The organism is Actinotignum stranguriae, from assembly GCF_051265215.1.
GTDB lineage: Bacteria > Actinomycetota > Actinomycetes > Actinomycetales > Actinomycetaceae > Actinotignum > Actinotignum schaalii_C.
Map to the genome: position 1 here is coordinate 1 of NZ_JBOZCJ010000030.1, position 23567 is coordinate 23567.

Sequence of the window (23567 nt, forward strand, 5' to 3'; positions counted from 1 at the left end):
CCAGCAGTGCCAGCAGTGCCAGCAGTGCCAGCAGTGCCAGCAGTGCCAGCAGTGCCAGCAGTGCCAGCAGTGCCAGCAGTGCCAGCCATTCCAGCCATGCCAGTACCGCTAGCGGTAGTGGTGAGTGTTGTCGAAATAATCCGCAGACCGCGCTCTAACTCACCGGCCGCCGAGACCGGCCTGGTGGCATCGTCTAAATACGCGCGAGGAGCAAGAACACTAAAAGCAGTGCCGGTGGTGGATTCTTGCGCCGAAATAAGACCCGCATCAACAAGCTCGGTAAGCACTGTGTTAAAGGTTTTTTCGCTCAGGCCCGCGCGTGCCTGTAAATCCGTAGGCGTCAGGATACATACCCCGGCCGGATCAGCAAACAACGCGACGACGCCGAGGAGCGCGAGGGAGTTTGCGCTGATGCGTCCGCCTTGCTCAAGTGCCCACACGCCAAGCCGCTCACCCATCAGCGCCACCTCCTCACGGACATATCGGGGTAATAAAAAGGAAAGAAAAAGATAAGGAAAAGAAAGGGAAGAGAAATGGCCACCCCGCCGAGAGTGGATGGGGGAGGTGTGGTGTGCCCGCACCCACACCTAGAGTGCGGGCACACCACTATCACTTACCTACTGATGTAGGTGGATTTTTTGGTTAGTTGTTACGACGACGCAGCGCAGCCACGCCAACGCCGATAAACCCAAGCGCTAGGACACCGCCGCCGAGGACGCTTGCTCCGGTGCGGGTTAGCCGCCGCTTCGCCTTGTCGTTATCCCCATCGCCTGGAATCTCCACCGACACGGTCTGCTCGGAGTCCTTGAGATCGTGGTGAACCGAAACGGTCTTGCCGTCTTGGGTCACGGTCTCGAACACGACGACTTTCTTGCCGGCGAGCTTGCTCGCATCGAAAGTGATATCGATGCTCGCGCAGTCATTCGCGGCCGCCGGAATAAACTTGCGTGTAACTGTTACGGGCTTGCCCGAAGCGTCGAGCAAGGCGTCGCCGTTATCTAGCATCAACGCGGTCGTGATTTCATACTCGGTACCCGGCACGAGAGTGCCGGCGACATCGCACACCCGGTCGGTGATTACGGCGTTAGGCACCGGCGCGATGGTCTTGTCACCATCGCTCTTATCGGTTGCAGTCGTCTGGAGCTTCGAGAACACAACGGTCTGGTTCTCGTCGTTGATGTCCGTATGTACGGCGATTTCACGACCGTCTTGCGTGAGCTTCTCGAAAGCCACGGTCTGCTTACCCGCAAACAGCGAACCATCCACCACGAAAGTCACCGTGGCGGTACCGTTCGGAGTCTCCGGCACAAAAGTAGCCTGCGATGTCACCTTGTCGCCATTCGCGTCCACGAGCGCTTCGCCGGTCGCCTTATCCATCAACGTACCCTCGAGCTGGTATTCCTTACCAGGCGTCAGGTTCTGATAAGAGACCGTATCGACAAGCTCCACCTTGTCGGTATTCGGCGCCACGTGCGTGTTCTCATGCGTCAAAGTGGTGTGAATCGACGGCTCAGGGGTGATGGTGAACTGCTCACGCGTGTCCTCAACGCTCGTCGTGAGCGGTTGGACGCGATCATCACCAGCAAACGACGAAACGAAAACATAGGTGCCCGGCAGATTTTTACCGTTAGCGTCTTGCTTCACCAACCACGAGGTCTCACCGATAGACGGGTAGAACCCGTTCTTCGCCGGAATCGTGACTGTCTCGCCGATCTTTTCCGCCTGGCTCCGGTTTGCTTCTGTCACGGCGAGACCGTGCGGGAAGAACAACACCTCATGCTCAATCACCTGAGCATCGGCCTTGAAACCCATCCCGCCTTGGAAGTCAGGATGGTTCTTCGGAAGGCCCGTCACGAAAACATCATCCACGAGATACGTGCCGCTCTTGGTGTCGCGAATCGAGAGCGTCGAGTCGATCTGTGCGGGGTAACGCACCGACGTGGTCTCGTCCGGGAGGCCGAACTGGTCGGCCCATCCGGCCTTAATCCACTTCGCGGAATCCGCGGGCTGGTCTTCAGCCTTGACTTCCCAAACCCACGTCACGAACCCGGCCTTTACTGTGGGCTGCGAGAGCGTGGCCTTGATCTGGCCCGGCCCATTAGCTACGACGGTGACAGACTCAATCAGCTCCGCCGACGCCGGAACCGTGGCCACAGTGGCGGGCAGTTCGGTCGGGGAAACATAGTAAGCGGAAGCACGGTAGGTCACCGGCACGTACGTGCCCTCGTCAAATGATGTGCCAGGAGCAACGATGCGTGTCCATTCACCATCCCGGTAGGCCGGGTCGGCCTTGGCATCGAACGTGTCAGAGAGAACAGTGCCCTTGTCGATTACTTTCGCGGTGTCCACGTTCGAGATGCCCAGGGGACGGAAGTCGAAATTCTCCGATGTCGTTTCTGCTTCCAGGCCGTACGAATCCGCCCAGTTCTGGTGAACATACTGCGAGTTATTGCCTTGCTTGGCCTTATCAACCGACCAAACCCAGCTCACGTAGCCGCGCTTGGGTGTGGTGAGCTTCGCTTCGAGTTTCTGGCCCTCGCCCGTCGCGGTCACGTCCACGCTGCCGAGGACTTCGGCGTCTGCCGGGATGGTGGTGCTGGTTGCGGGCTTTTCACGGCCCGCCCAATACGCGGTCGCGGTATACATCACCGGCACGGGAGCGCCGTTGACTTGCGTCCACTGCCCATCACCATAAGACTTGTCCACGCTCGTGGTGAGAGTGTCGGTGATCGAACCGTCGAGGTTGATCTCCTGGCTGGTGGCTTGGCTGGTTCCGGTGGGTTGGAAATCAAAAATCACACGCCACGACGGTCCCGGAACCGTAACCGTCTCCGGGTCAGAAGCGAGATCACGATTACCAGTAGTGATCATGTCTTGAATCGACCCATCCGAACCGTACTTTGTCAGAGTCCGCCGACCGGAAGTTGCTGCTTGCATCGAATAGGACACATCACCGTTTCCCGTGGCAGTCCACTTCAGGGTGATCGGTTCCGCAGCCGAAGTCCCTGCCCAGGAGCTCGTGCCAGTAGCGTCAAAGACGGCAGGGCCGGAAAGTTGCAAAGAAACTGGAACGCCCGCGACTGGAACTCCGTTGCCATTCGTGACGACGATTCCGTGAATATTACCGGTGCGTTGGCCATCGCCTTCCACCTGGCCACCTTCGTAGCCGACGGCTGCACTGTTACGGGCCTCGGAAACGTACTGTAATGCGCGCGCCCAGACATCGGGCTGTTGGGTTTGCGTAGCTCCGGCGATTTCATGAGCCACCGCCGGAGTGTTCTCGAAGTTCGAATGCATCAGCAGACCCAGGGCAGCCAAATTCACGTTATCTGTCGTGTTGCCCTGGTATTTATTCAAAAGCCAGGCTGCCTGCGGCGTCGTCAAAGCCAGTTCTGGCACATGCTGTGCGGAATCCGTCAGGGTCGCAATCGAAGTCAAATCGTTCGGGCCCGGGTCGGCTTTCTTGCCATCAATGCACCATTGAGGGGATGCATCAATAGCTGTCCCGCCAATCTGCGGAGTCTGATTAATGTGCGGGCCAAGCCGCAACGCACCCGACGCATTAATACCGACGAGATCGATACCGCGCCCGACCGTTGAGTCATAAGCCGCCATGGCGCTACCGCCAAGCAAACTTGAAATTATCAGAGTAAATGCCGCAAGGAGCGCGGCGAGAGTCCGGCCACCTGGCCGGGCGTGTGTGGTCGCTGCCATAATAGGAAACGAGTCCTTTCATTGAGTCGAATGTTGGAGCATTACGAAAAATTGAGGGGATTCCGGCTCGGTGCTTGCGCCAACAAGCACCGAGCCACCTTTACTTTTACGGACAGGGGACAAACCACGAGTTGCCGTTGGTATCACCCTCGCTGCAAACAGGGGGGCCGTCCATCGTCCAGCCGCTGTCTACCCATCCGCCGCCGTTGTCTGCGGGAGCCGGATCAGGTGCAGGAGCGGCCGGCTCGGGTGCGGGTGCCTCATACGAACTATCTGACCACGACGAGCCGCTTTCCGTTGCGGAATATCCCGAATCCGAATACCCGCCCGCATCTTCCGAACCACCGCCGGACGATACCGCCGGCGCGGGAACCGCCGCCGGAGTTTGTGCGGCCGCCACCTTGTTGTTCAAAGCATCAACACGGGCTTGGAGAGCTGCTGTCTTTTCCTTGAGGACGGACAACCGCGCGCTCCCCTCGGAAGCCGCGAAGCTCTTGCAATCCGCAGCTAACCCATCAGCCTCGCCGGCAAGACTTTCGACACCGCGGGCGGTGGTCGTGGCAGCCTCGCAGGACGCCGCGAAACTCGCCGCATCGCCACTCAAGTACGCCGACGTGGCAGCCTCGAACTGTTCGTTGAGCTTGCCGGTCGCATCCTTGATCTGGGCCGCCTGCGCCTCAAAATCCTTCGCCGTAGCCCGCAAAGCCTCGGCCTGGGAACGCGCTGAATCAGCGTCCAGATCCTTAGCGTCTGCCGCCTTGAAAGGCTCAGCAAGCCCGGCGCGTGCAGCTTCCACAGCCTGTGCCAAAGCCTGGCAGTCCGCGGGCGCGCCACCATCAGCCACGCATTGCTCGGTCGTGAACCCGATACCGTCAACGGCTGTCTGCAGCGCGGCGCGGGCTTGCTCGTTGAGCGTCACGGCCTCCGAATAGGCCGCCCGGGCCTCGTCGGTGCCACCTGAGCGCCCTGCCAGGTAAACACCAGTACCGGCCACGATCGCCGCAGCGATAGCCACGCTCGGCCACAGCCACACACGCCTACCACGCGCCCGGCCCTGCTCGGTAGTGACCTCGTCGCCGGCAACAGCAACAGCGCCGTCGGGTGTGGTTGTTTGCTCGCTCATGGCTTGCCCTCCTTTTCGCTAAAAACTTTCAAAAACTTGCGGGTTGTTTTTCTTCAGCCTAACCCGGCGCTAGGTCTCGCCAGAACCCCTACACCGCACCACACCGGCCTCACCCGGCGGCCCGGTCGAGGCCGGCTGCGGGGCCGGCGGGTGCGGGCGGGAAACCCTTGCCCGCAGCCCCTCAGGCATCGCGCAAACCTCACCCGGATCAGGCCTGGTATCCACCACCACGGCAGTGCGCGGACGTGGTGGCCTGGGCGGGCTGGCCAGCGCGATATCGCGGATGCGATGTGCGATGACACCACCAGGATTGCGCGTAGCACCAAGCGCGTTACCCGCGAGCTGGGCACGTATCTCCGCGCGCTGCCAGCCCGAATCAAGCGCAACTTGGAGATCCCGGGCAACCGCGACGAAGCGCGCGGGTGCCAGGAAACGCACCAGGTCACGTGGCACGCATTCACCAATCAGGCTAGCTGCCCATGCCTGCCGCGAGCCTTGCGTCTGCGCAGTGCTTGATGTCGGCCAGCTGCCAGGCGGCGCGCTAGCCTGCCCGGCATCCGGCCGCCCCGAACCCCCCGGCGCTGGCTCACGCCGGGCTTGATCTTCGACGGCTGGGACAGGCTCACGGCGAACCGGAGTTACCGCGGCCGGCGCGGGGTGCTCAACCTGGGAATCCACCACACCAACCATGCCAGAAGCTTCCGATAAAAATTCGGGCTGCGTTGGTTGGTTGGTTAATTCCGAACGTAGTGAGGAATTGTTGGATATATCTTTAGATATATGCGCCTGGGCTGACCGTGCTCCGGTCCACCGTGCTCCGGTAATCCCCGCACGGTGAGACCCTGTGGATAACTCGCTATCTGTTTCAACTACCGCGGAATCTCGCGGTTCCCACCGTGCCGAGGTTTTCCAGGCACGGTGAAAATCCGCCCCGCCTTTGTCGCCTGGGTCACTCCCGGAATTTGTAACTGTCCGACAGTTCGAAGCGGGCGTTTCACAGTTATCCACAGGCTCGGCGGTGGATATTCCGGGGGTATCCACAAGATCGACACCCGCTGTGGCGACCGGAATAGCCTCGCCCGCGCCTTCCATGAGGACGGAAGACACTGCCGGCATGGGCGCCATGGAAGGCGCCGGTGCCTCATCGAGGCGCATCTCATCTTCCATGCCGAACTCACCAGCCGGGGCACTGCGCGTGAACTCGCTGGGGTGGCTCGGACACGCCACTACCTGGCGGGCCGTGATCGCCCCGCTTTCCATCCGCCCCTGGATTTCACAAAGCGCCTCACCCACGCTTACTGGGGTGTCGAACATGACGACCAGTTCACGGATCTGCCCGCTAGCGCGGGTGCGGAAACGGAACCGATAATGCTCCGCTTCCAGGAGTGCCAAAGCTTTCCTGGCGCGGTGTTCGCCCATATCCCGGCCCATGAGATCGCGATAACCCACCGGAGCATTCGGCGGTAACGAGAGCGACACGGTCGCCAACGCCAATGCGTCATACGTGAGCGCGCGGTTGAAGATCATGGAGTTCGGTAGCGCCGTAGCACCCCGCCGCACCGCAAAATACTCACCCATGACACACCCCCAGATCACTACCAGCAACCACAGGCGTATTTGTGCCGGGCGTGTGTGCGGCGGCCAGGCTAGCCCGCAACTCACCAACATCCACGCCCACTACTGATAAGCATTCGGTGACAAACGGGCGGATTTTCACCGGCAAACACCGAAACGCCGACAGCGGCACCGCTGGACGCTCGAACACCTGCGTGAGCAACCCGTGGCCCTCAGGCACGCGCCTCTCCCAGCGATAAACCAGCCCATAACGTTCAAGCTCGCTTATCGCGCGGGTAACCCGGTCGCGCCCAAAACCACGCCCAACCAAAGCATTCACGGTGCGTTCGCTGTTTTTAGGCATGGCCAGCAATACCACCCACACACTAAGCGCCTCATAAGAAAGATCAGGGTCAAGAACCACCTCGCGCTCAAGAAGAACCGGATAAGAACGAACCGAGAAAAACAGTCCCGTGTCGGTCATGCTGCCACCTCCTTGCGGCGCACTGGGCGCGGGCCGCCATTAGGCTGGGCCGGCCGGCGCGAACCCAATGTGCCCGCACCGACCCTGCCCATGCCCGCCCGCCGCCATGGAGACCGCGGCGAGCCACACCACCACCGGTGGCGCCTCCCTTTCTTCACCAAAACACGAGACGGAACACACGCCCGCACGTTGTGCGTGCAAAGCGCACTAGTTAAGCAGAGGGAAACAAAAACGCAGACCGTTTCCCTCCGAGTGCGAGCAATCCCGCCCGTGCTCCCCTTGTAACATCCGAAAGGAAAGACTATGGAAATCATTTTCCTGTTTGTCAGCGCTGTTAGTAACGCCATGTCCGCCTGGGCAGGCACCCTCACCCTGTGGGGATACGGACCAAAACCCGCCACACCGACCACATCGCAGACGCCACCCATATCGGAGACATCACGCGTGCCGGACATGCCAATCACGCCAGGCGTATACAGTCCTGGGATGGTTATCAACGCCGAGCGCGTTATCATCACGGGCGACTCGGTATTCATCACCAACAACCCGAAGGCAGGCCCGACGCCATCCACCCGGGACAGCGACCAAAGTGACGGTGACACCCGAGAAACGGCCGCGTAGCCAACCCGGCTGAGGAATATAGGGTCGGCTGGCTCTCTAGGAGTACCAAGGGCCAGTCGACCCGCGCGCCAATGGGAAGCGCGCACTACCCTAACCATCTCGCGCATAATAGAAGCAGCAAACCAACTATCAGCGTCGATGGAAGGGAAGACATGATTAGACTCGAAGGCCTGAGCCACGCATGGAAGAAGCACAAGGCTCATGGCGTTTACCGGATCCTTTTCACGTTCACCACGAACCTGGAAGAAGACGGAACCTACCGGCCCTACACTTTCGACTGCCTGTTCGTAGGAGCACCCCAGCCCCCTTACAAGCTCCTCATCGCCACCCACAAAACACCAATCCCCTGGTGTCACATCTACGAGGTAGAAGAAATCGCGAAGGGAGTTCTGGCAACGGAGACCTACCTGGGAGATGACTACGGGCCACTTCTGCAAGCCTTGGGAATCGGCGGCCACGGCGGAACCGTAAAACTCCCTATCGGAAACATTGTCAAGGCCGCCAGTAACGCCGCAGCACGGCAAAACGTCCGCGAATGGGTACCCCCGCAAAACATTCCACCCTCGCTGCGCCGCAACGTTGAAGAATCCGAGAAAATCTACTTCTACGGATGGCTCGACCACCAAACCGAAAACGCCGGCCGCCATGTCACCGCAGCGAACCTGGACAAAACCGCACGTCTCCTCGGCCTGGACATTGCTCGTTTTTGCAAGACCAACAACATTAGTAGCAGATGGACAGACCGCCCCAGCCCCGCCAGCCGTGAAGCAAACAAACAAAGGCCGCTGCCTCCGGGCTGGTCGCGTTAGCCGGCAAAGCGGCCGCGTCGCAATAGTTGTTAGCGTCATGAGAGCAGACCCCCAACACGGATGTATTGCTCGTCTTCGCGCGTAGGCACGGAAAAACCGGCAAGCTCCATCGTGCGCTCATTGACGGGCACAAAACCACGCTCATCACATTCACCGCCAAGCGGCGCGATATGAACCGCACACATCAACCCGTCCGGGTGCTCGGGCGTGCGATAGCATGGCCAGCCCGTAATAAGAAGACCGATCATGTAGGCTGCCGAAAGCAGCCCGTAGGCGAGCGCCCACTCAAGAGGTGGGTTACCCACTTTGAATGTTTCCGGGTCTTTCCGCACCCGAATTCCGCCAGCAAGCACCAGCCCTGGCACGGCGCTGTATGCTCGGGTTATCGCGGTGAAAGCCGTGGTATCCAGGAGTTTTTGCAATACGGCCCTCTCGTCTAGGTCGCCATGCAATTCACAGCCCATATCCACGGCAAGACCGATACACGTCGCCTGATAAGAGACACCCGGCCTGCCATACAAAGCAGTAACGGCGCTCTCGGTAATACCGGTTAGTGTTTGGAAGTAGCGTAGGCGTCGGCCGTAAAAATCCTCGACCTTGGCGCGAGCTTGCTCGCGCCAGGACTCTTCGGAGAAATTCCAGTGGCGGAAACTCAACACAGACGGGACCTCGATATCCCAGTCCGCCACATGCAAACCCTCAATAACCGCGAGGTCAAAAACCGAGCCTGGCTCGGGAAGCACTGCTTGTAGTGTTCTTACCATGGGATGATCTCCAGCCACTCACTGAGATCCTCATCAATCTTCGATGAAGCGGGCGGGAAAACTGACTCCCGGGTGAGAATGCCCGGCGACGTGAAAGCTGCTACCCTCAAGCATTCCCCACCAAGCCACGTACCAATACATGTATCCGTGTGGTTCGCGACCATAAGCCCCACAAGCGGGTCAATCTGAGAGTGGGAAACATACACATCCTCACCCTCGCTAGCGTTTGGTCCGAAAGCCGGGGTCGTGCGATAGGCCAGGCCACACACTAGCCACGGCAAACACCAACCCCACAGCTCCTCCGGGAGTGTGTCGAGGTTGTAGCCCAGGCGAATCTCGCGGCCCTTCACGCGCACCTTGAAATGCTCAATAACCCGGCAGGCTTTATCAAAGTGTTCTTCGGGTACACCGTCCACGTCGAAAACGACATACACCCACGGGTCACACACTCGCGCGCCCAGCTCTGGCGAATACACGCCCTCATCGGCGATATTCAAATTCCAGCACTGAATAACAACCGACTGCCCCAACTCCAGCGTCGTGTCCATTGGATACCTACCCGAAAATTTCCAACTGGCCAGGAACCTCTGTGGATGCATCCTTAGTAGTCGTTGGTGAGTCTGTCTTGGAAACGGGTGCGAGAATGCGATCCAATTCTGACTTTGGAATGCGCCACTGCCCGCCGGGCAATTGCACCGCGGAAATCCGGCCCGACCTACACCAGTTCCACACCGAAGCGCGGCTTACGCCAACATGTGCCGCTACATCCTGCGTAGTTAAGAGCATCGTCTACCGCCAATCAATCTAAACGTACAGCTAGTGTACGATTGACGCTTGCAATGTCGCAAGGGGTGTTTGACTAAACGGATGCGCTTGTCGCACTTGTGTCGTTCGATATACCTTACTTAATAGGTGGTATTGCACGTTAACTGTGTTGGTGATAGATTTACGACATGTCTGTTACGAACGACGAATACATGTCGACAATATCCACTGATGAGTTCGTTGGTGAACGCGTGATGCTGTGGCTTAAACGTCGCGGGGAGACGATTGAGTGGCTTTCTCAAGCTGTTGGAATCACACGGGCATCGATGTCGCGAAAAATATCCGGGAAGGTTGCTTGGGGTATCAAAGATTTGGCTTTGACTGCCGCAAGGTTGGAAGTTCCACTGAGTGAATTTTTACCCGAAAATGTTGTGGAGATCGCTCAAAAAGAGCGTGATCGCTCGCTGGAAGAAAATGGTAGGCCCCGTGGGATTCGAACCCACAACCCTTGGATTAAAAGTCCAGTGCTCTGACCGTTGGAGCTAGAGGCCCACGAAGTAGTGTAGCGCGCTTTGGCCCGCTGGTAAAAGTAGGGTCGAATTTGTGTGGAAATCCGCATCCCTGAACTCCTTTACGTAATCGGCGGAAAACAGCTCAAAGCCGCACTAAGGCCCGCTTTGAGGTGCGACAATAGAAGAGTGAGCGAGCGCACTGGCGCGCCCCGAGCGAGTGGAGGAAAAATTATGGCTAGCAGTTTTCGCCGTCCGGCCCAGATGAAACCGGACCAGCTCGAGTCGATCGAAGGTGAAGCGGACGTCGCCTACCACAGCGAGCTTGCCCACACCGCGGCCCAGGCGCTGCTGCCCGGCTCCGGTTACCACACCGAAGATCCGGAGGTACGTGCCCGCGTGCTCGACCTCGTCGCCACCGAAGGTATCGACGTCATCGCCGAAGCATGGGCCCGCTCCCCGGAAGACACCCTTCCCGGAATGCTGTGGCGCGGCTACTTGCTGCGCGAATGGTTGCGGCGTTTCCCGAACGACGCCGCCGCGCGGCTCACCGCCGCGCGGGAAAAGCTCGGCTCCCAGGGAGCTGATGGAGTGGAGAAACTGGAGAAAACCCCCACTCTCGGGGAAGTGCAATCCAGCTGGGATGAGGTGTTCGCCGGTTCTTTCAGCGGGGACTTCGCGGAGGTGCTAGCCAGCTCGGCTCGCCTGTGTGACACCCTTGCCGAAGTGGATCCGCTTTGGATCCCCAGTGATGAGCACCCGCTGGCTACGCCGGTGACGCGCCGCGATGCTGCGCTGCTGGAAACAGCGCGGGAGTTCCGCGCGGCCGGGGCCCGCGCGGTGCGCGGCACGCTCTCGTAGCGGAGCTGCCCGGTTCACGCAGTGGCGTGGGCCGGTTCGTGTGGCGGGGCTGACCCGCGTGGGAATTCACGGTCTCGGGGAGGGCGCCCCTCTGGCGGAGGGGCGCCGCGCCGTCGTTCGTTTGCTTGGACGTAACTTTTCTGTCGTAGTGATCGACTACGGTTAAGAGGTAGCAGGAAAAAGGAGCCCTCCTATGAGTATCGTTAGCGGATCACCGCAGCCGGACCAGGCCGCGCTTTTTAATCAGCTCGCCCAGGAATGCTTCGCGGCGGATGGTGTTGTGCCTTTCAGTGAGCAAACCCTTCTTGATATTGCCGCGGGTGCGGAAAGTTCGCGGGTGTGGACTCTCGGGGAACCCGTGGTCGGGGTGGCTCATTCCGGGCGCACCGGGGATGTGGAATTGGCCGTGCGTCCGGAGGCCCGCGGCAAGGGTGTCGGTAAGGAATTGCTGCGCACCGTTCTGGATGCGGGGGAAACCGCGGTGTGGGCGCACGGGGATCTGCCCGCCGCGCAGGAACTCGCGGCATCTTCCCAGCTCTACCCAGGGCGTACCCTCCTCGTTTTGGAACGTCCGGTTACGGAAGAAAATCCTGCTCCCGCGCTGTGGACTTTGCCGGGGATCGTACTGGCTCCGGTGGATCCTGCCGCTGATTTGGAGGATATTGCGCGCCTCAATGCGGAGGCTTTTGCAGATCTGCCCGATCAGGGCCAGCTCACCGCGGAGGATCTGCGCGAACGTATGGAAGCGCCCTGGTTCACGCCGGAACTCCTAGTAACGGCGCGCTCCCAAGGTGAACTCGTTGGTTTTGTGTGGCTCAAGCCGAATGTGCTTGGGGGTGGCTCTGGTGCTGCGGGCACAGCTGGCGAATCGGCTGCGGGTGAAGCCAATGCGGCCAGCGAACCGAGCGAAGCGAATGTGCTGGAACTCTACGTTCTCGCGGTGGCACCGGAACACCGCGGCAAGGGTATCGGGAAGCTCCTGACCGCCTGGGCCCTTGTCACCACTGGCTCGCGGGGCTTCTCGCGCTGCATTCTCTACGTTGATGCCGCGAATTCCGCCGCGGTGCACGTCTACGGAAAAGCTGGGTTCACGCAGGCGGAACGGCATGTTCGCTATGAATTGCAACCCGAACCGGCCCTCTCCGCCACCCGTGCTCGCCTAGCGGCCCGGGAGGGTGCCAGCGCTGTGGAACCCACCCCGCACGAAACTTTCCTGCAGGCGGTGCGGCTCGGCTCCCCGGTCTCCACGAAATCCCTTACGGATATGGCTAAGGAATCCCGCAAACTCGCCAAGCGCTCCGCGAAAGCCCCGGAGGAATCCCAGCTTCCTGAAGGTCGCTTCGCGGATCGGGAACTCTCCTGGCTGGCTTTCAATGAGCGGGTGCTGGAGCAGGCAGAAGATGAAACCCTGCCGCTCTTGGAACGCGCCTGGTTCCTCTCCATTTTCTCCTCGAACCTCGATGAGTTCTTCATGGTGCGGGTGGCTGGTCTCAAGCGCCGTATTGATACCGGCATCGGAGTGGTGGCCGCATCCGGCCTCACCCCGCGCCAGGTGATGAAAGGCATCGCGGAACGCACCCATGAACTGACCGCGCGTCAAGCGAAAGTCTATTCGGAGGATATCAAGCCTAAACTCGAAGGCCAGGGCGTTTTCATCCGCCGCTGGAATGAGCTAGATGCGCAGGTACAGCAGCGCTTCTCCAAGCTATTCAAGGATGAGATCTTCCCTGTCCTCACCCCGCTCGCGGTGGATCCCTCCCATCCCTTCCCGTATATCTCAGGTCTGTCCCTCAACCTCGCCGTCGTCCTCAAGGATCGGCGCGGCTCCTCCGCTTTTGCGCGGGTGAAAGTGCCGGATTTGCTCCCGCGTTTCCTCATGATCGGAGAAGATGGCACTGCCTACAGTCCGGAAAACGTTCCGGTGGAGGCCGGTAGCGATATTGAATTCCTGCCCCTGGAGGAACTTATCGGGCACCACCTGGGTGAGCTCTTCCCCGGTATGGATGTGCAGAGCTACGCCACCTTCCGGGTCACCCGTAATGAGGACCTCGAAGTCGAAGAAGATGACGCAGAAAACCTCCTCACCGCGCTGGAACGCGAATTGCTCCGGCGGCGCTTCGGGCCGGTGGTGCGCCTGGAAGTAGATGAGGATATGGATGATGCCACCCTCAGCTTCCTCCAGAAGGAAATGAGCGTGAGCTCCTCTGATACCTACCGCCTACCCGCACCCTTGGATTTACAATCCCTGGAGCAGCTCCACGATCTGGATCGGCCCGGGCTCAAATACCCCAAGTACGTTCCGGTCACGCCTACGGGGCTCACCGATGCCGAATCGGCCAAACCCGCGGATTTCTTTGCCAAGCTGCGTGATCATGATGTGCTGCTTCACCATCCCTACGAATCTTTCTCCACCTCGGTGCAGCAATTCATCGCCCAGGCAGCCGCGGATCCGCAAGTCCTGGCGATTAAACAAACCCTGTACCGCACGTCGGGGGATTCCCCCATCGTCAATTCGCTCATCCGCGCGGCCCGCGCCGGGAAACAGGTCCTCGCCATCGTGGAGATCAAGGCACGTTTCGATGAGCAGCGCAATATTGAGTGGGCACGCAAGCTAGAGCGCGCCGGGGTCCACGTGGTCTACGGGATGATCGGGCTGAAAACTCACTGCAAGCTCGCGCTGGTGGTCCGCCAAGAATCCGATGGCCTGCGCCGCTACTGCCACGTGGGTACCGGGAACTACAACCCGAAAACCGCCCGCGGCTATGAGGATCTGGGCCTGCTCACCTCCAACCGGGATGTAGGCCAGGATCTCACCCGGCTGTTCAACCAGCTTTCCGGCTACTCCCGGCAGGAACGCTTCCACCGGCTCCTCGTGGCGCCCACCGGCATCCGCTCCGGGCTTATCGACCGGATCGAACGCGAAATTGAAAACAAGAACGCCGGCAAACCCGCGTGGGTGAAATTCAAAGTCAACTCCATCGTGGACGAAGCCATGATCGACGCCCTCTACCGGGCCAGCCAAGCTGGCGTGAAAGTCAGCATCCAGGTGCGCGGAATCTGCGCCCTGCGTGCCGGCATCCCCGGGCTCTCGGATAACATCAAGGCTCGTTCCATTCTGGGGCGCTACCTCGAGCACTCGCGTATCTACGCGTTCTGTAACGACGGCGACGCGGATGTCTTCATCGGCTCCGCCGATCTCATGCATCGCAACCTAGATCGGCGTATCGAAGCCCTTATCAAGATCACGGACCCGGATATGGTGGATCGCCTGGTAGAGCTTGTGGATGTCGCCACCGCGGATACCACCAGCTCGTGGCACCTGGGCCCGGACGGGTGGGTGCGTCACAACCTCAGCCCGAAGGGCCGCCCGCTCGTCGATATCCAGGAGCTGCTCATGAAGCAAGCACGCTCACGCGTGGCAGGAGGGGACTAGAAAACCTGGGCCGGCCCGGCCCGCCGGCAGGGGTCCGGCCCAGAATTTGCCGGGTAAGCCGCGGCCAGGGCCTCGCGGGACAACCGCGGGTGCGCACATATCCGTAACGACTATGCCGAAGGGGGAGTGATGGGCAGCGTTCATGCTGCGGGCGCCGTTGTATGGCGCAAAAAGGCGGGCGAATTCCAGGTGCTGCTCGTACGCCGGGATAGCTATAAAGACTGGTCTTTCCCCAAAGGTAAATACAAGCCCGGCGAAGGCCCTCGCATGGCAGCCGTACGGGAAGTCTACGAAGAAACCGGCGAATATATCGCCCTGCAGCGCCCCCTGCCCTCCATTGGCTACACCCTCTCCTCGGGGAAAAAGAAACGGGTCTTTTACTGGGTGGCCCGCCCGCTCACACCGCGCTCCCGGCCGGTCGCCGCCCGCCCGGAATTCCCTAAGGCCCACCCCGGGGAAATCACCCGATCACGCTGGATGAACGCGGAAACCGCCCTCGAAAAACTCAGTTATAAAGACGAACGTGCCATGCTCAAACGCGTCCTGAAATACTGGGAACGCGGGGAACTCACCACCCGTGCGGTGCTGCTAGTGCGCCACGCCCGCGCCCAAAAACGCTCGGCCTGGAATGGAAGTGAAAAAACCCGGCCCCTCACCCCGCACGGAGCCGCGCGGGCCCGCACCATCAGCGCGGTGCTCAGCGTATACGGCGTGGACCGGCTCGTTTCCTCCCCCTGGCAGCGCTGCACCGCCACCATCGCCCCCTACGCGCAGGCCTCTGGAGTTTCCCTCACCTGCGTCGCCGCCCTCACCGAACACTCCCACGCGAAGAACCCCGGCGGAGTGCGTAAAACCATCGAAGGGGTACTAACAGACAGCGGCGCTCCCGCGGCGGTCAGCTTGCATCGCCCCACCTTGAGCACTGTTATCGACGTCGTTAAAAAACACGGCGGCCACCACGTGCGCGAAAAGCTCCCCGAGGAAGACCCCTACCTCAAAACCGGAGAAATCCTCGTCGTCCATATGAAAGACAAGCACGCGGTAGACGTCGAACGCTTCCGCCCCGTCCACACCGAGCTTTAGCGGCCGTGTGTCTAGCGACCAGCGTGCAGGCTGTTCCCGTGAGCGTGCCCTGCGTACCCCGTGTGTCCAACGGGCCCGCACAGCCATCCACATACCCAGAGCGCCCTGTGAGACATGCTACAAGCTCGTTAACCTTCTGTTTACCTCCGGTGCGGGTCACCGTAACCCACGCTTCCTAGGCTCGAACCAGCGAGCGCCGAAACGGGCGTTCCTGAACACGCAAGGATTAAACAGTGAAGACCATGAAGATCTCGGCACTTGCGGGTGCCACCGCTCTTGCTCTGACCCTTTCCGCCTGTGGCGGGGACGCAACGACTTCTGCCACCACCGAAGCCGCCAAGGGTGACACCACCACCCAGGCCGCGGATAGCGGCTCGAACCTCTCGGGTACTATCTCCGGTTCCGGTGCCTCCTCGCAGCAGAAGGCGCAGCAGGCCTGGCGCGATAACTTCACCATTGCTAACTCGGGCGTGACCGTCAATTACGAGCCCACCGGCTCGGGCACCGGCCGCCAGCAGTTCCTCTCCGGCCAGGTGCAGTACGCCGGCACCGACTCGGCCCTCAAAGCCGAAGAACTTACCAAGGTCTCCAACGCCTGCAAGACCGATGTGGCCGTGGAACTGCCCGTCTACATTTCCCCCATCGCGATCGCCGTGAACCTCGAAGGCGTCAAGGAGCTCAAGCTCGATGCCCCCACCATCGCGAAGATCTTCTCCGGCCAGATTGAGAAGTGGAACGACCCGGCGATTGCCGCCACCAACTCCGGCGTCAAGCTCCCGGACGAAACCATTATTCCGATCCACCGCGCGGAAAAGTCCGGCACCACCGGTAACTTCCAGTCCTACCTGGAAGAAGCTGCCCCTGAGGTCTGGACCTACGGCTCGGAAGAAACCTGGCCGATCCAGGGCGGTCAGTCCGCCGAATCCACCTCCGGCGTGGTCCAGCTGGCGCTTTCCACCCCGAACTCAATCATCTACGCCGACTACTCCCAGATTGAAACTCTCACCCCGGTGAAGGTCAAGGTTGGCGATGAGTTCATCGGTCCCGAACCGGAAGCCGCCGCCCGCGTGGTGGATGACTCCCCGGCCGCCGAAGGTGCTACGGATACCCTCCTCAACAAGGACCTCAAGCGTGACGGCTCCGTCAAGGGTGCCTACCCGGTCGTCATGCTCTCCTACCTCATCGGCTGCCAGGAATACAAGGATGCCTCCACCGGTGAACTGGTCAAGGCGTTCTTCACCTACGTCGTCTCTGAAGAGGGCCAGAAGGCCGCTTTCGCCGCCAACGGTGGTAACGCCCCGATTTCGGAAACCCTGCGCACGCAGGCTATGGCCGTCATCGATACCATCAAGTAAGCACCGGTTAGACAACCGAATACCTCTATCTGAAAGTCGATATGACTGAACGAGATAACGCAGCCGGGGAGGTTCTTGAGCGTAATGCTCAGGAAACCTCCCCGGAGGTGGGTCAGACTGCAGTGCCGGCCCGCCCGAGCAAACGCGCGCGTCGCCGCGTTGCAGACACAACCTTCAACGGCCTAGCCATCGGTGCTGGAGCATTCATCATCCTCATCCTGGGTGCCGTTTTCATCTTCCTGCTCCTCGAGTCATATCCGGCATTCATTGCCGGTAAGGAAGAAATCTCAGGGACAGCAGATTTTACGAAGGGGATGGGGTTCTGGCAATACGCCGGGGCAGCCCTCTTCGGCACCGTGCTTTCCGCACTCCTGGCTCTCGCCCTTGCCGTGCCCTTCGCGGTGGCGATTGCGCTGTTCATTTCGCATTTCGCGCACCGGCGCTTCGCCTCCGTCCTCGGTTACATTATTGACCTGCTCGCGGCCATTCCCTCGGTGGTTTTCGGCCTGTGGGGTATCCGCACTCTCGAACCGATTGTGCGCCCCGTTTTCGAATGGGTCTCCAATGTGCTCACCCCGCCTCTTCAGTGGTGGGTGGATCACGTTCCATTCATGGGTGAAGAAGGCGGACTGGCCCAATTTGACTGGTGGCCCTTGCAGCCCAGCCTGGTGGCTTTCACGCCGCCGGCCCGTAACATCATGATGGGCGGCCTGGTACTGGCCATTATGATCCTCCCGATTATCACCTCGCTGTGCCGCGAAGTGTTCCTCCAGACGCCGAAGCTACTGGAAGAAGCGGCCCTTGGCCTGGGCGCCACCCGCTGGGAAATGATCAAGATGACCGTGCTCCCGGTGGGGCGTTCCGGTATCGTCTCCGCGGCTATGCTGGGCCTGGGGCGCGCCCTGGGCGAAACGATGGCGCTCCTTATGGTGCTCTCGGCGGGTCTGCAGGTGAACTTCAACCTCTTCTCCCCGGGCCAGCACTCCACCATCGCCTCCCAGATCGCCCTGAACTTCCCTGAAGCTCATCCCGGTCTGCAGCGCCAGGTCCTTATCGGTATCGGCCTCATGCTCTTCGCCCTGACCTTCGTGGTCAACTGGTTGGCGCGGCGCGTTCTGGCCCGGTACGCAGAATTCTCAGGAGCGAATGCCTAATGAGTACTGACGTGACACAGACCCCCGCCAGCCAACCCGACGGCGGAGCGCACGCTATTCCGGTCGAGCCGGCTGTCAGCGAAGGCACGCCGATCTTCGCCTCCGAATACGGGCGCCTGCCCAAGCTCTTCAACTGGGCCGTGCTCATCGTGTGCATGCTGGCTTCCTGGCTACTTTTCCACTTCGGTTTCAAAGCGGATTCGCTTTTCGGCGCGGTCCTGGTGGGACTCCTTGTCTTCTTCCTCGTTATCCGCATTGTCGGCTACGCGGTAGAAGGCCCGCGCCGCGGCGCCAACCGCATGGCAACCGTGCTCATCACCAGTGCTTTTGCGCTCGCGGTTCTTCCACTGCTCTCGCTGCTGTACACGGTGATCGTGGAAGCCCTTCCGGTTCTCAGCTACTCCTTCCTCAATAATTCCACCCTCGGCATGTCCCTGCCCGGCGCTCAGCCCGGTCTCGGCCACGCCATCGTGGGCACGCTCATTATTACCGGCATTACGGCGCTCATCGCCATTCCGCTCGGTGTTCTGACGGCCATCTACCTGGTGGAATACAATAGGGGCGGCTGGTTCGGGCGCTCGGTGACCTTCCTGGTCGATATCATGACGGGCATCCCTTCTATTGTGGCCGGTCTCTTTGCCGCGGCGATTGTTCCGGTGCTCGCCCCCGCGCTCGGGTTCCGCAATGGCATCATGGGCGCCGTCGCCCTTGTTGTTCTTATGACGCCGATCGTGGTGCGCAATACCGAAGAAATGCTGCGCATCGTCTCCAATGAATTGCGCGAAGCTTCCTACGCGCTGGGAGTGACGAAGTCCCGCACTATTATCAAGGTGGTGCTGCGGACCGCGCTGCCGGGCATTGTTTCCGGTTGCGTGATCGCGATCGCCCGCGTGATCGGCGAATCGGCCCCGCTGATGATTACCGCCTCCGTCTCGGACACGTTCAACTATTCCTTGTTCAACGGTCCGATGATGACGTTGCCGGTCTTCGTCTACTCGCAGTTCAAGGCCAATAATCTCGATCTGGCCTGGGGCGGCGCGCTCGTCTTGGTGTTTATCGTGCTGGTATTCAACTTGCTGGCGCGCTTGATTGCTCATATCTTCGCCCCGAAGGGCCGCTAAAGCGGCAGCCGAAAGGAAAAACAGTGCCTCAGGGAATTAGTGTTCGTAACGAGAACATCTACTACGGTGATTTCCTCGCCGTGGAGAACGTCAATGTGGATATTAAGCCGAATTCGGTGACCGCGCTCATCGGGCCGTCCGGTTGCGGCAAGTCCACCTTCTTGCGTTCCCTCAACCGTATGCATGAAGTGATCGACGGCGCATACGTGACCGGCGACGTCTTCATCGACGGCAATAATATCTACGGCCCCGGCGTGGACCCGGTAACCGTCCGCCAGCACGTGGGCATGGTCTTCCAGCGTGCCAATCCCTTCCCCACCATGTCGATTCGTGACAATGTGCTGGCGGGGATGCGGCTCAATTCGCAGAAGATCAAGAAGTCCGACGCGGATGAGATCGTGGAGCGTTCGCTACGCGGCTCCAACCTTTGGGAAGAAGTGAAGGACCGCCTCGATAAGCCGGGTTCGTCGCTTTCCGGTGGCCAGCAGCAGCGCCTGTGCATTGCCCGCGCCATCGCGGTGAAGCCCGAGGTGCTCCTCATGGACGAACCGTGTTCGGCCCTCGACCCGATTTCCACTCTCGCGATTGAGGACCTCATGAACAGCCTCAAAGAGGAATACACGATCGTGATCGTGACGCACAATATGCAGCAGGCTGCGCGCGTCTCGGAAATGACCGGCTTCTTCAATATTGCCGGGACCGGCAAGCCCGGGCACCTCGTGGAGTTCGACCAGACGGAGAAGATTTTCTCCAACCCGACCCATAAGGAAACCGAAGATTACGTCTCCGGGCGCTTCGGTTAAACCGGCTAAATCTTAGCTGTTTACCTTGCGAACTGTGCCGCGCGGGAACGATCCTGCGCGGCACAGTTATGTTGCGGATGCTATATAAGTACGACGACGCCGCACCGGCCCGCCGCCTCACCTCTGTGCAGCGTGCACGTGGTGTGGTGCTCGCCCGCGGGGTTAGCGCGGGCCGGGCGGAGATGCGTAAATACGTCTAGATCAGTACCAGGCGCAGCAGCCACGTAGCAACCGCTGCCAGGGCACCGGCGGCCGGGATCGTGAGGATCCAAGCGGTGGCAATGTTACCGGCCACGGACCAGCGCACTGCCGAACGTCGCTTCGTGGCCCCGACCCCCATGATGGCGCAGGTGATGGTATGCGTGGTGGAAATCGGGGCGGCCCACACGAACGCCGTCGTATAAAGAACGCTCGCGGCCACACTTTCCGCAACGAAACCGCGAGCCGGATCCAAATCAATAATTTTTGAGCCGAGCGTCTTCATAATGCGGAAACCGCCGGTCGCGGTCCCCAAAGAAATCGCCGCGGCCGCGGCCAATTTCACCCAGGTGGGGATGCCGTCTTCAAGATTGTGGAAACCGCCGGCCGTGAGGGCCAGCACGATCACGCCCATTGTTTTCTGGGCGTCCTGGAGGCCGTGCCCGAGGGCCACCATGGCAGCGGAAACCGTCTGAGCGTAACGGAAGCGATGCATCGTGGTGTGGTAGGGAGCCTCCGTGAGGAGACGCAGCACCACTTTCATAATGAGATAGGCCAGCAGGAAACCAACCGCGGGGGAAACGATCATCGGCACCACCACACGGTCGAAAATAACCGTCCAATGCACGGTGGCTAGGGAGGCGATACCGGCGCCGGCCAGCCCGCCGATAAGTGCGTGTGAAGACGAGGACGGCAGCCCGCGCCACCAGGTAATAAGATTCCAGCCAATCGCGCCAGCCAGCCCGCCGAGTACCAGGGTGAGGCCGGTTATTTTTTCTAGCTCGGTAATATCAACGATGCCGGAGCCGATTGTTTCGGCTACTTTCGTGCCGAGCATCGCGCCGAGGAAGTTCATGACGGCTGCCATCGCGAGGGCCACCCCGGGCGTCAATGCGCGGGTGGCTACCGAGGTGGCGATGGCATTGGCGGCGTCGTGAAAACCGTTAGTGAAGTCAAAAATGAGGCTAATGACGACGACGGTGCCCACCAAAAAGAGCAACTCGGACAAAATCAGGACTCCTTGAGGGCAATGCGCTCGACCACGGCGGCGAGCGTCTCGAAAGCGTCGACGGTGTCCTCGAGAGTGTCCACAACCAGTTTGACACGCAGCAATTCAATGGCGTCGGTGGCGTTTTCAAAGAGCGAGGCGAGAGTGGAACGGTAGAGGGAATCGCCCTTGTTTTCCAGCTGGTTAATTTCCACCCAGTATTCGCGAGTATCCGGGGAAGTGGGGTTGAAATGCGCGAGAATATCCGAGGAGAGGCGGGCGCAGGTCTTGAGAATATCCACCACTGTCGGCGCGCTATCGGGGAGGGTGAGGGGGCGCATAAAGGCCACGTTTTCCCCGACCTCGTCCATGAGGTCCACGCAATTATCGATAGCGGTGGTCAGGGCATAAAGATCCTCCCTGTCGAAAGGGAGGACGAAAGACCTATTTACCACTTTGAGGAGTGCGTGATTTGACTCATCTGCATTGTTTTCGATGGTGTGCAGCTGCTGTTGCAACTCTCCGCGCTCGTGAACCGGTGCGGTCATGAGCTGCGCGAGGCCCGCGGCGGCAATGGGAAGATGCGCCGCCTGGGCGCCAATTAGGTCGAAAACCCGCGTGGAACGCGAGAATTTAGAGAATAACCCCACGTGAATTCCTCGTTTCGGGGACATGAACAATCGATGAACGACTCGTTTCAAGGATAGTTCATTACGGGGCGAAACGTGTATTGCGCGGCGGTGAGATCGGGCAAGAAAAGGGTGCCGGACCTGAGAGCGCCTGACGGCGCGAATGCCGCTCGTAGCGGCGCTAGCTGGAGCCCGGGGCTTTCAAGGTCCGGCACCGTGGCTTCAGAATAACAAGAGCGCGGGCAATCGGAAACTTTTCGTCGTGCTTTCGGGCCAAGCGTGAAAAATGAAGACTTTTTTGCTCCGACGTGGGAAAATATCACTAGCTATGGGCTCCGGCCGCCTCGGGTCGCGCGTGCCCGGATCTGTGGGCGGCACCCGGCCGGGGCAGGTACCCTGAGCATATGGTCTTTGCAATACCTGAAAATCTCAGTCCGGAAACCTATCCGATGGCCTGGCTCGTCGATACGTGGCGCGGCGCCGGTCTTCTCGAATACGAAGGTGTGGACGCGGCCGGCTACCTTCACGAATTGCGCATCGATAATGATGACCACGGCCCCTACCTGCGGTTGCGCTCCGCGACCTGGCTTTCCCAAGAGCCGGCCGGGGCGGTGGATCGCGAAGTTCCCGGCGGGCGGATGTACGCGGCCCTCACCAAAGGCCAGCTGTGGTCCAGCTTCGAGGGCTACCTGCGTGTCTCGCCGAATAACCTCCGGGGCACGGAGGGGCGTTTCGTTCTGGAAGGGATGGTCGCCACCTCCGCTGGCCACGCCATGACCTGGGCCGGTTTCATTAAGGGCCCGCAATTCCAGATCGTCGCGGACGCCATCGCCGCCACCCCCACCGCCGCGAGCTATACCGGCGGCCAAATCATGGGCGGTTACGTGGAATCGGAGCTTTTCTACGCTTACGATATGGCCGCCTTCGGGGTTCCGATGCGCAGCTACATGGCCGGCCGCCTCCAGCGCCAGAGCGATTGCCCGGAAGCGGAGCCGAAGTCTGCGCCATCCGAAGCGCAACCGGAATCGTGAAACCCAGCCCGCTGCTGCGCTGGCCCGGTGCGGTTCCCGGGGAAGGGGACGCGGCCGGGGTGGCTGCTTTCTACACCAATCCCTATGTGGAGCAGCGCGAGCTGGAGGCCGGGCGCGGCTTCGTGGACCTCTCGCACTGGCGGGTGGTGCGCGGCAGGCCGGGCGCTTGGCCGAGTGAGTGCCCGGGCGCGCATCACGCGCGCGAAGTGCTGGAATGCGATAGCCGGGGGCGGATTCGTGGTGCTCTGCTGCGCTGTGCGGGTAGTCGTGAAGATGTTTTCTTGAGCCCACCGGGTGGACTCGATTCTCATATGTGCCCGGCCAGCTATATCGCGATAGGTACGACGACGCAGGGAGCCGAGCGCCTCCGTGCGGCCATGCACGGTCGGCCGGGGCTATCCACTGTTTTCTGGGAAGACTGGTGGCCGGATAGCGATATTGTGATCCTCCTGGTCGAGGATATTGAGGTACTTGCCCGGGCCGGGCAAGCGGCCGGCATGAGCCCGGTAGGTTTATTTGCCTGGGATGCGCATCGGGCCGCGGCGCGCCGCCCGGATCCGTTCCGGGC

22 protein-coding genes and 1 tRNA gene are annotated in these 23567 nt (G+C 60.5%); 12 read left to right on the plus strand and 11 right to left on the minus strand.

What is annotated here, in order from left to right; all coding sequences use genetic code 11:
* The 5 genes from ACRQEG_RS08795 to ACRQEG_RS08815 all read right to left on the minus strand — a co-directional run.
* The coding region (locus ACRQEG_RS08795) for a hypothetical protein (RefSeq protein WP_435706338.1) at positions 1–458 on the minus strand (458 nt) is incomplete at its 3' end.
* A gap of 184 nt (positions 459–642) precedes the next feature.
* On the minus strand, positions 643–3714 hold the full coding sequence (locus ACRQEG_RS08800) for a VaFE repeat-containing surface-anchored protein (protein WP_435706339.1): 3072 nt from the start codon (positions 3712–3714) through the stop codon (positions 643–645).
* A 106-nt stretch (positions 3715–3820) separates the two neighbouring features.
* Positions 3821–4837 carry a hypothetical protein gene (locus ACRQEG_RS08805; RefSeq protein WP_284905859.1) on the minus strand — a complete coding sequence of 339 codons (1017 nt, stop codon included), beginning with the start codon at positions 4835–4837 and terminating at the stop codon, positions 3821–3823.
* A gap of 69 nt (positions 4838–4906) precedes the next feature.
* Complete coding sequence (locus ACRQEG_RS08810) at positions 4907–6415, minus strand: hypothetical protein (RefSeq protein WP_284905860.1); 1509 nt, start codon at positions 6413–6415, stop codon at positions 4907–4909.
* Positions 6408–6875 (minus strand): hypothetical protein, encoded by a 468-nt coding sequence (locus tag ACRQEG_RS08815; RefSeq protein WP_274733711.1) that lies wholly within the window; start codon positions 6873–6875, stop codon positions 6408–6410. Before ACRQEG_RS08815 ends, ACRQEG_RS08810 begins: the two co-directional genes overlap by 8 nt.
* 303 nt (positions 6876–7178) lie before the next feature.
* On the opposite strand from ACRQEG_RS08815, the gene ACRQEG_RS08820 reads away from it, so the two are divergent.
* Complete coding sequence (locus tag ACRQEG_RS08820; protein WP_284905862.1) at positions 7179–7496, plus strand: hypothetical protein; 318 nt, start codon at positions 7179–7181, stop codon at positions 7494–7496.
* Positions 7497–7648: 152 nt separating this feature from the next.
* Complete coding sequence (locus ACRQEG_RS08825) at positions 7649–8305, plus strand: DUF6037 family protein (RefSeq protein ID WP_284905864.1); 657 nt, start codon at positions 7649–7651, stop codon at positions 8303–8305.
* A 35-nt stretch (positions 8306–8340) separates the two neighbouring features.
* On the opposite strand, the gene ACRQEG_RS08830 is transcribed toward ACRQEG_RS08825, so the two are convergent.
* From ACRQEG_RS08830 to ACRQEG_RS08845, 4 genes are all read right to left on the minus strand, one after another.
* Positions 8341–9069, minus strand: a complete 729-nt coding sequence (locus ACRQEG_RS08830) for a hypothetical protein (RefSeq protein ID WP_435731126.1) — start codon at positions 9067–9069, stop codon at positions 8341–8343.
* Positions 9063–9617 (minus strand): hypothetical protein, encoded by a 555-nt coding sequence (locus ACRQEG_RS08835; RefSeq protein ID WP_284905868.1) that lies wholly within the window; start codon positions 9615–9617, stop codon positions 9063–9065. Before ACRQEG_RS08835 ends, ACRQEG_RS08830 begins: the two co-directional genes overlap by 7 nt.
* A 7-nt stretch (positions 9618–9624) precedes the next feature.
* Complete coding sequence (locus ACRQEG_RS08840) at positions 9625–9855, minus strand: helix-turn-helix domain-containing protein (protein WP_431308506.1); 231 nt, start codon at positions 9853–9855, stop codon at positions 9625–9627.
* A 454-nt stretch (positions 9856–10309) separates the two neighbouring features.
* A tRNA-Lys gene (locus tag ACRQEG_RS08845) sits at positions 10310–10386 on the minus strand.
* 191 nt (positions 10387–10577) lie between these two features.
* Here ACRQEG_RS08845 and ACRQEG_RS08850 point away from each other — a divergent pair.
* The 8 genes from ACRQEG_RS08850 to ACRQEG_RS08885 all read left to right on the plus strand — a co-directional run bounded on the left by ACRQEG_RS08850 (position 10578) and on the right by ACRQEG_RS08885 (position 20353).
* On the plus strand, positions 10578–11204 hold the full coding sequence (locus tag ACRQEG_RS08850; protein ID WP_320757228.1) for a hypothetical protein: 627 nt from the start codon (positions 10578–10580) through the stop codon (positions 11202–11204).
* Between the two features lie 193 nt (positions 11205–11397).
* Positions 11398–14637 (plus strand): RNA degradosome polyphosphate kinase, encoded by a 3240-nt coding sequence (locus tag ACRQEG_RS08855; RefSeq protein ID WP_320757227.1) that lies wholly within the window; start codon positions 11398–11400, stop codon positions 14635–14637.
* Between the two features lie 129 nt (positions 14638–14766).
* On the plus strand, positions 14767–15720 hold the full coding sequence (locus ACRQEG_RS08860) for an NUDIX hydrolase (protein WP_016442259.1): 954 nt from the start codon (positions 14767–14769) through the stop codon (positions 15718–15720).
* Between the two features lie 242 nt (positions 15721–15962).
* Positions 15963–17075, plus strand: a complete 1113-nt coding sequence (gene pstS / locus ACRQEG_RS08865; protein WP_039898602.1) for a phosphate ABC transporter substrate-binding protein PstS — start codon at positions 15963–15965, stop codon at positions 17073–17075.
* A 41-nt stretch (positions 17076–17116) separates the two neighbouring features.
* Complete coding sequence (pstC, locus tag ACRQEG_RS08870) at positions 17117–18229, plus strand: phosphate ABC transporter permease subunit PstC (protein ID WP_016442261.1); 1113 nt, start codon at positions 17117–17119, stop codon at positions 18227–18229.
* Between the two features lie 11 nt (positions 18230–18240).
* Positions 18241–19350 (plus strand): phosphate ABC transporter permease PstA, encoded by a 1110-nt coding sequence (gene pstA / locus ACRQEG_RS08875; protein ID WP_320757226.1) that lies wholly within the window; start codon positions 18241–18243, stop codon positions 19348–19350.
* A gap of 23 nt (positions 19351–19373) precedes the next feature.
* Positions 19374–20153, plus strand: a complete 780-nt coding sequence (gene pstB / locus ACRQEG_RS08880) for a phosphate ABC transporter ATP-binding protein PstB (RefSeq protein ID WP_016442263.1) — start codon at positions 19374–19376, stop codon at positions 20151–20153.
* 68 nt (positions 20154–20221) lie between these two features.
* Positions 20222–20353 carry a hypothetical protein gene (locus tag ACRQEG_RS08885; protein ID WP_320757225.1) on the plus strand — a complete coding sequence of 44 codons (132 nt, stop codon included), beginning with the start codon at positions 20222–20224 and terminating at the stop codon, positions 20351–20353.
* On the opposite strand, the gene ACRQEG_RS08890 is transcribed toward ACRQEG_RS08885, so the two are convergent.
* Both ACRQEG_RS08890 and ACRQEG_RS08895 read right to left on the minus strand, forming a co-directional pair.
* Positions 20350–21360, minus strand: a complete 1011-nt coding sequence (locus ACRQEG_RS08890; protein WP_016442265.1) for an inorganic phosphate transporter — start codon at positions 21358–21360, stop codon at positions 20350–20352. The two genes, ACRQEG_RS08885 and ACRQEG_RS08890, sit on opposite strands and share 4 nt — an antisense overlap.
* Before the next feature lie 2 nt (positions 21361–21362).
* Entirely contained in the window at positions 21363–21989 is a 627-nt protein-coding gene (locus ACRQEG_RS08895; RefSeq protein ID WP_016442266.1) for a DUF47 domain-containing protein, read from the minus strand.
* Positions 21990–22372: 383 nt separating this feature from the next.
* Between ACRQEG_RS08895 and ACRQEG_RS08900 the strand changes: the two genes are divergently transcribed.
* Together ACRQEG_RS08900 and ACRQEG_RS08905 are read left to right on the plus strand one after the other, a co-directional pair.
* Positions 22373–22999: a heme-binding beta-barrel domain-containing protein gene (locus tag ACRQEG_RS08900; RefSeq protein WP_320753078.1), complete on the plus strand. Its 627-nt coding sequence runs from the start codon at positions 22373–22375 to the stop codon at positions 22997–22999.
* A partial coding sequence (locus ACRQEG_RS08905) for a hypothetical protein (protein ID WP_435706760.1) occupies positions 22996–23567 on the plus strand: 572 nt, incomplete at its 3' end. The genes ACRQEG_RS08900 and ACRQEG_RS08905, both read left to right, overlap by 4 nt.

Bases quoted from the DNA above. Each gene is read 5' to 3' on its own strand.
- ACRQEG_RS08800 (WP_435706339.1), bottom strand. From the start codon at position 3,714: ATGGCAGCGACCACACACGCCCGGCCAGGTGGCCGGACTCTCGCCGCG.
- ACRQEG_RS08805 (WP_284905859.1), bottom strand. From the start codon at position 4,837: ATGAGCGAGCAAACAACCACACCCGACGGCGCTGTTGCTGTTGCCGGC.
- ACRQEG_RS08810 (WP_284905860.1), bottom strand. From the start codon at position 6,415: ATGGGTGAGTATTTTGCGGTGCGGCGGGGTGCTACGGCGCTACCGAAC.
- ACRQEG_RS08815 (WP_274733711.1), bottom strand. From the start codon at position 6,875: ATGACCGACACGGGACTGTTTTTCTCGGTTCGTTCTTATCCGGTTCTT.
- ACRQEG_RS08820 (WP_284905862.1), top strand. From the start codon at position 7,179: ATGGAAATCATTTTCCTGTTTGTCAGCGCTGTTAGTAACGCCATGTCC.
- ACRQEG_RS08825 (WP_284905864.1), top strand. From the start codon at position 7,649: ATGATTAGACTCGAAGGCCTGAGCCACGCATGGAAGAAGCACAAGGCT.
- ACRQEG_RS08830 (WP_435731126.1), bottom strand. From the start codon at position 9,069: ATGGTAAGAACACTACAAGCAGTGCTTCCCGAGCCAGGCTCGGTTTTT.
- ACRQEG_RS08835 (WP_284905868.1), bottom strand. From the start codon at position 9,617: ATGGACACGACGCTGGAGTTGGGGCAGTCGGTTGTTATTCAGTGCTGG.
- ACRQEG_RS08840 (WP_431308506.1), bottom strand. From the start codon at position 9,855: ATGCTCTTAACTACGCAGGATGTAGCGGCACATGTTGGCGTAAGCCGC.
- ACRQEG_RS08850 (WP_320757228.1), top strand. From the start codon at position 10,578: ATGGCTAGCAGTTTTCGCCGTCCGGCCCAGATGAAACCGGACCAGCTC.
- ACRQEG_RS08855 (WP_320757227.1), top strand. From the start codon at position 11,398: ATGAGTATCGTTAGCGGATCACCGCAGCCGGACCAGGCCGCGCTTTTT.
- ACRQEG_RS08860 (WP_016442259.1), top strand. From the start codon at position 14,767: ATGGGCAGCGTTCATGCTGCGGGCGCCGTTGTATGGCGCAAAAAGGCG.
- pstS (WP_039898602.1), top strand. From the start codon at position 15,963: ATGAAGATCTCGGCACTTGCGGGTGCCACCGCTCTTGCTCTGACCCTT.
- pstC (WP_016442261.1), top strand. From the start codon at position 17,117: ATGACTGAACGAGATAACGCAGCCGGGGAGGTTCTTGAGCGTAATGCT.
- ACRQEG_RS08885 (WP_320757225.1), top strand. From the start codon at position 20,222: ATGTTGCGGATGCTATATAAGTACGACGACGCCGCACCGGCCCGCCGC.
- ACRQEG_RS08900 (WP_320753078.1), top strand. From the start codon at position 22,373: ATGGTCTTTGCAATACCTGAAAATCTCAGTCCGGAAACCTATCCGATG.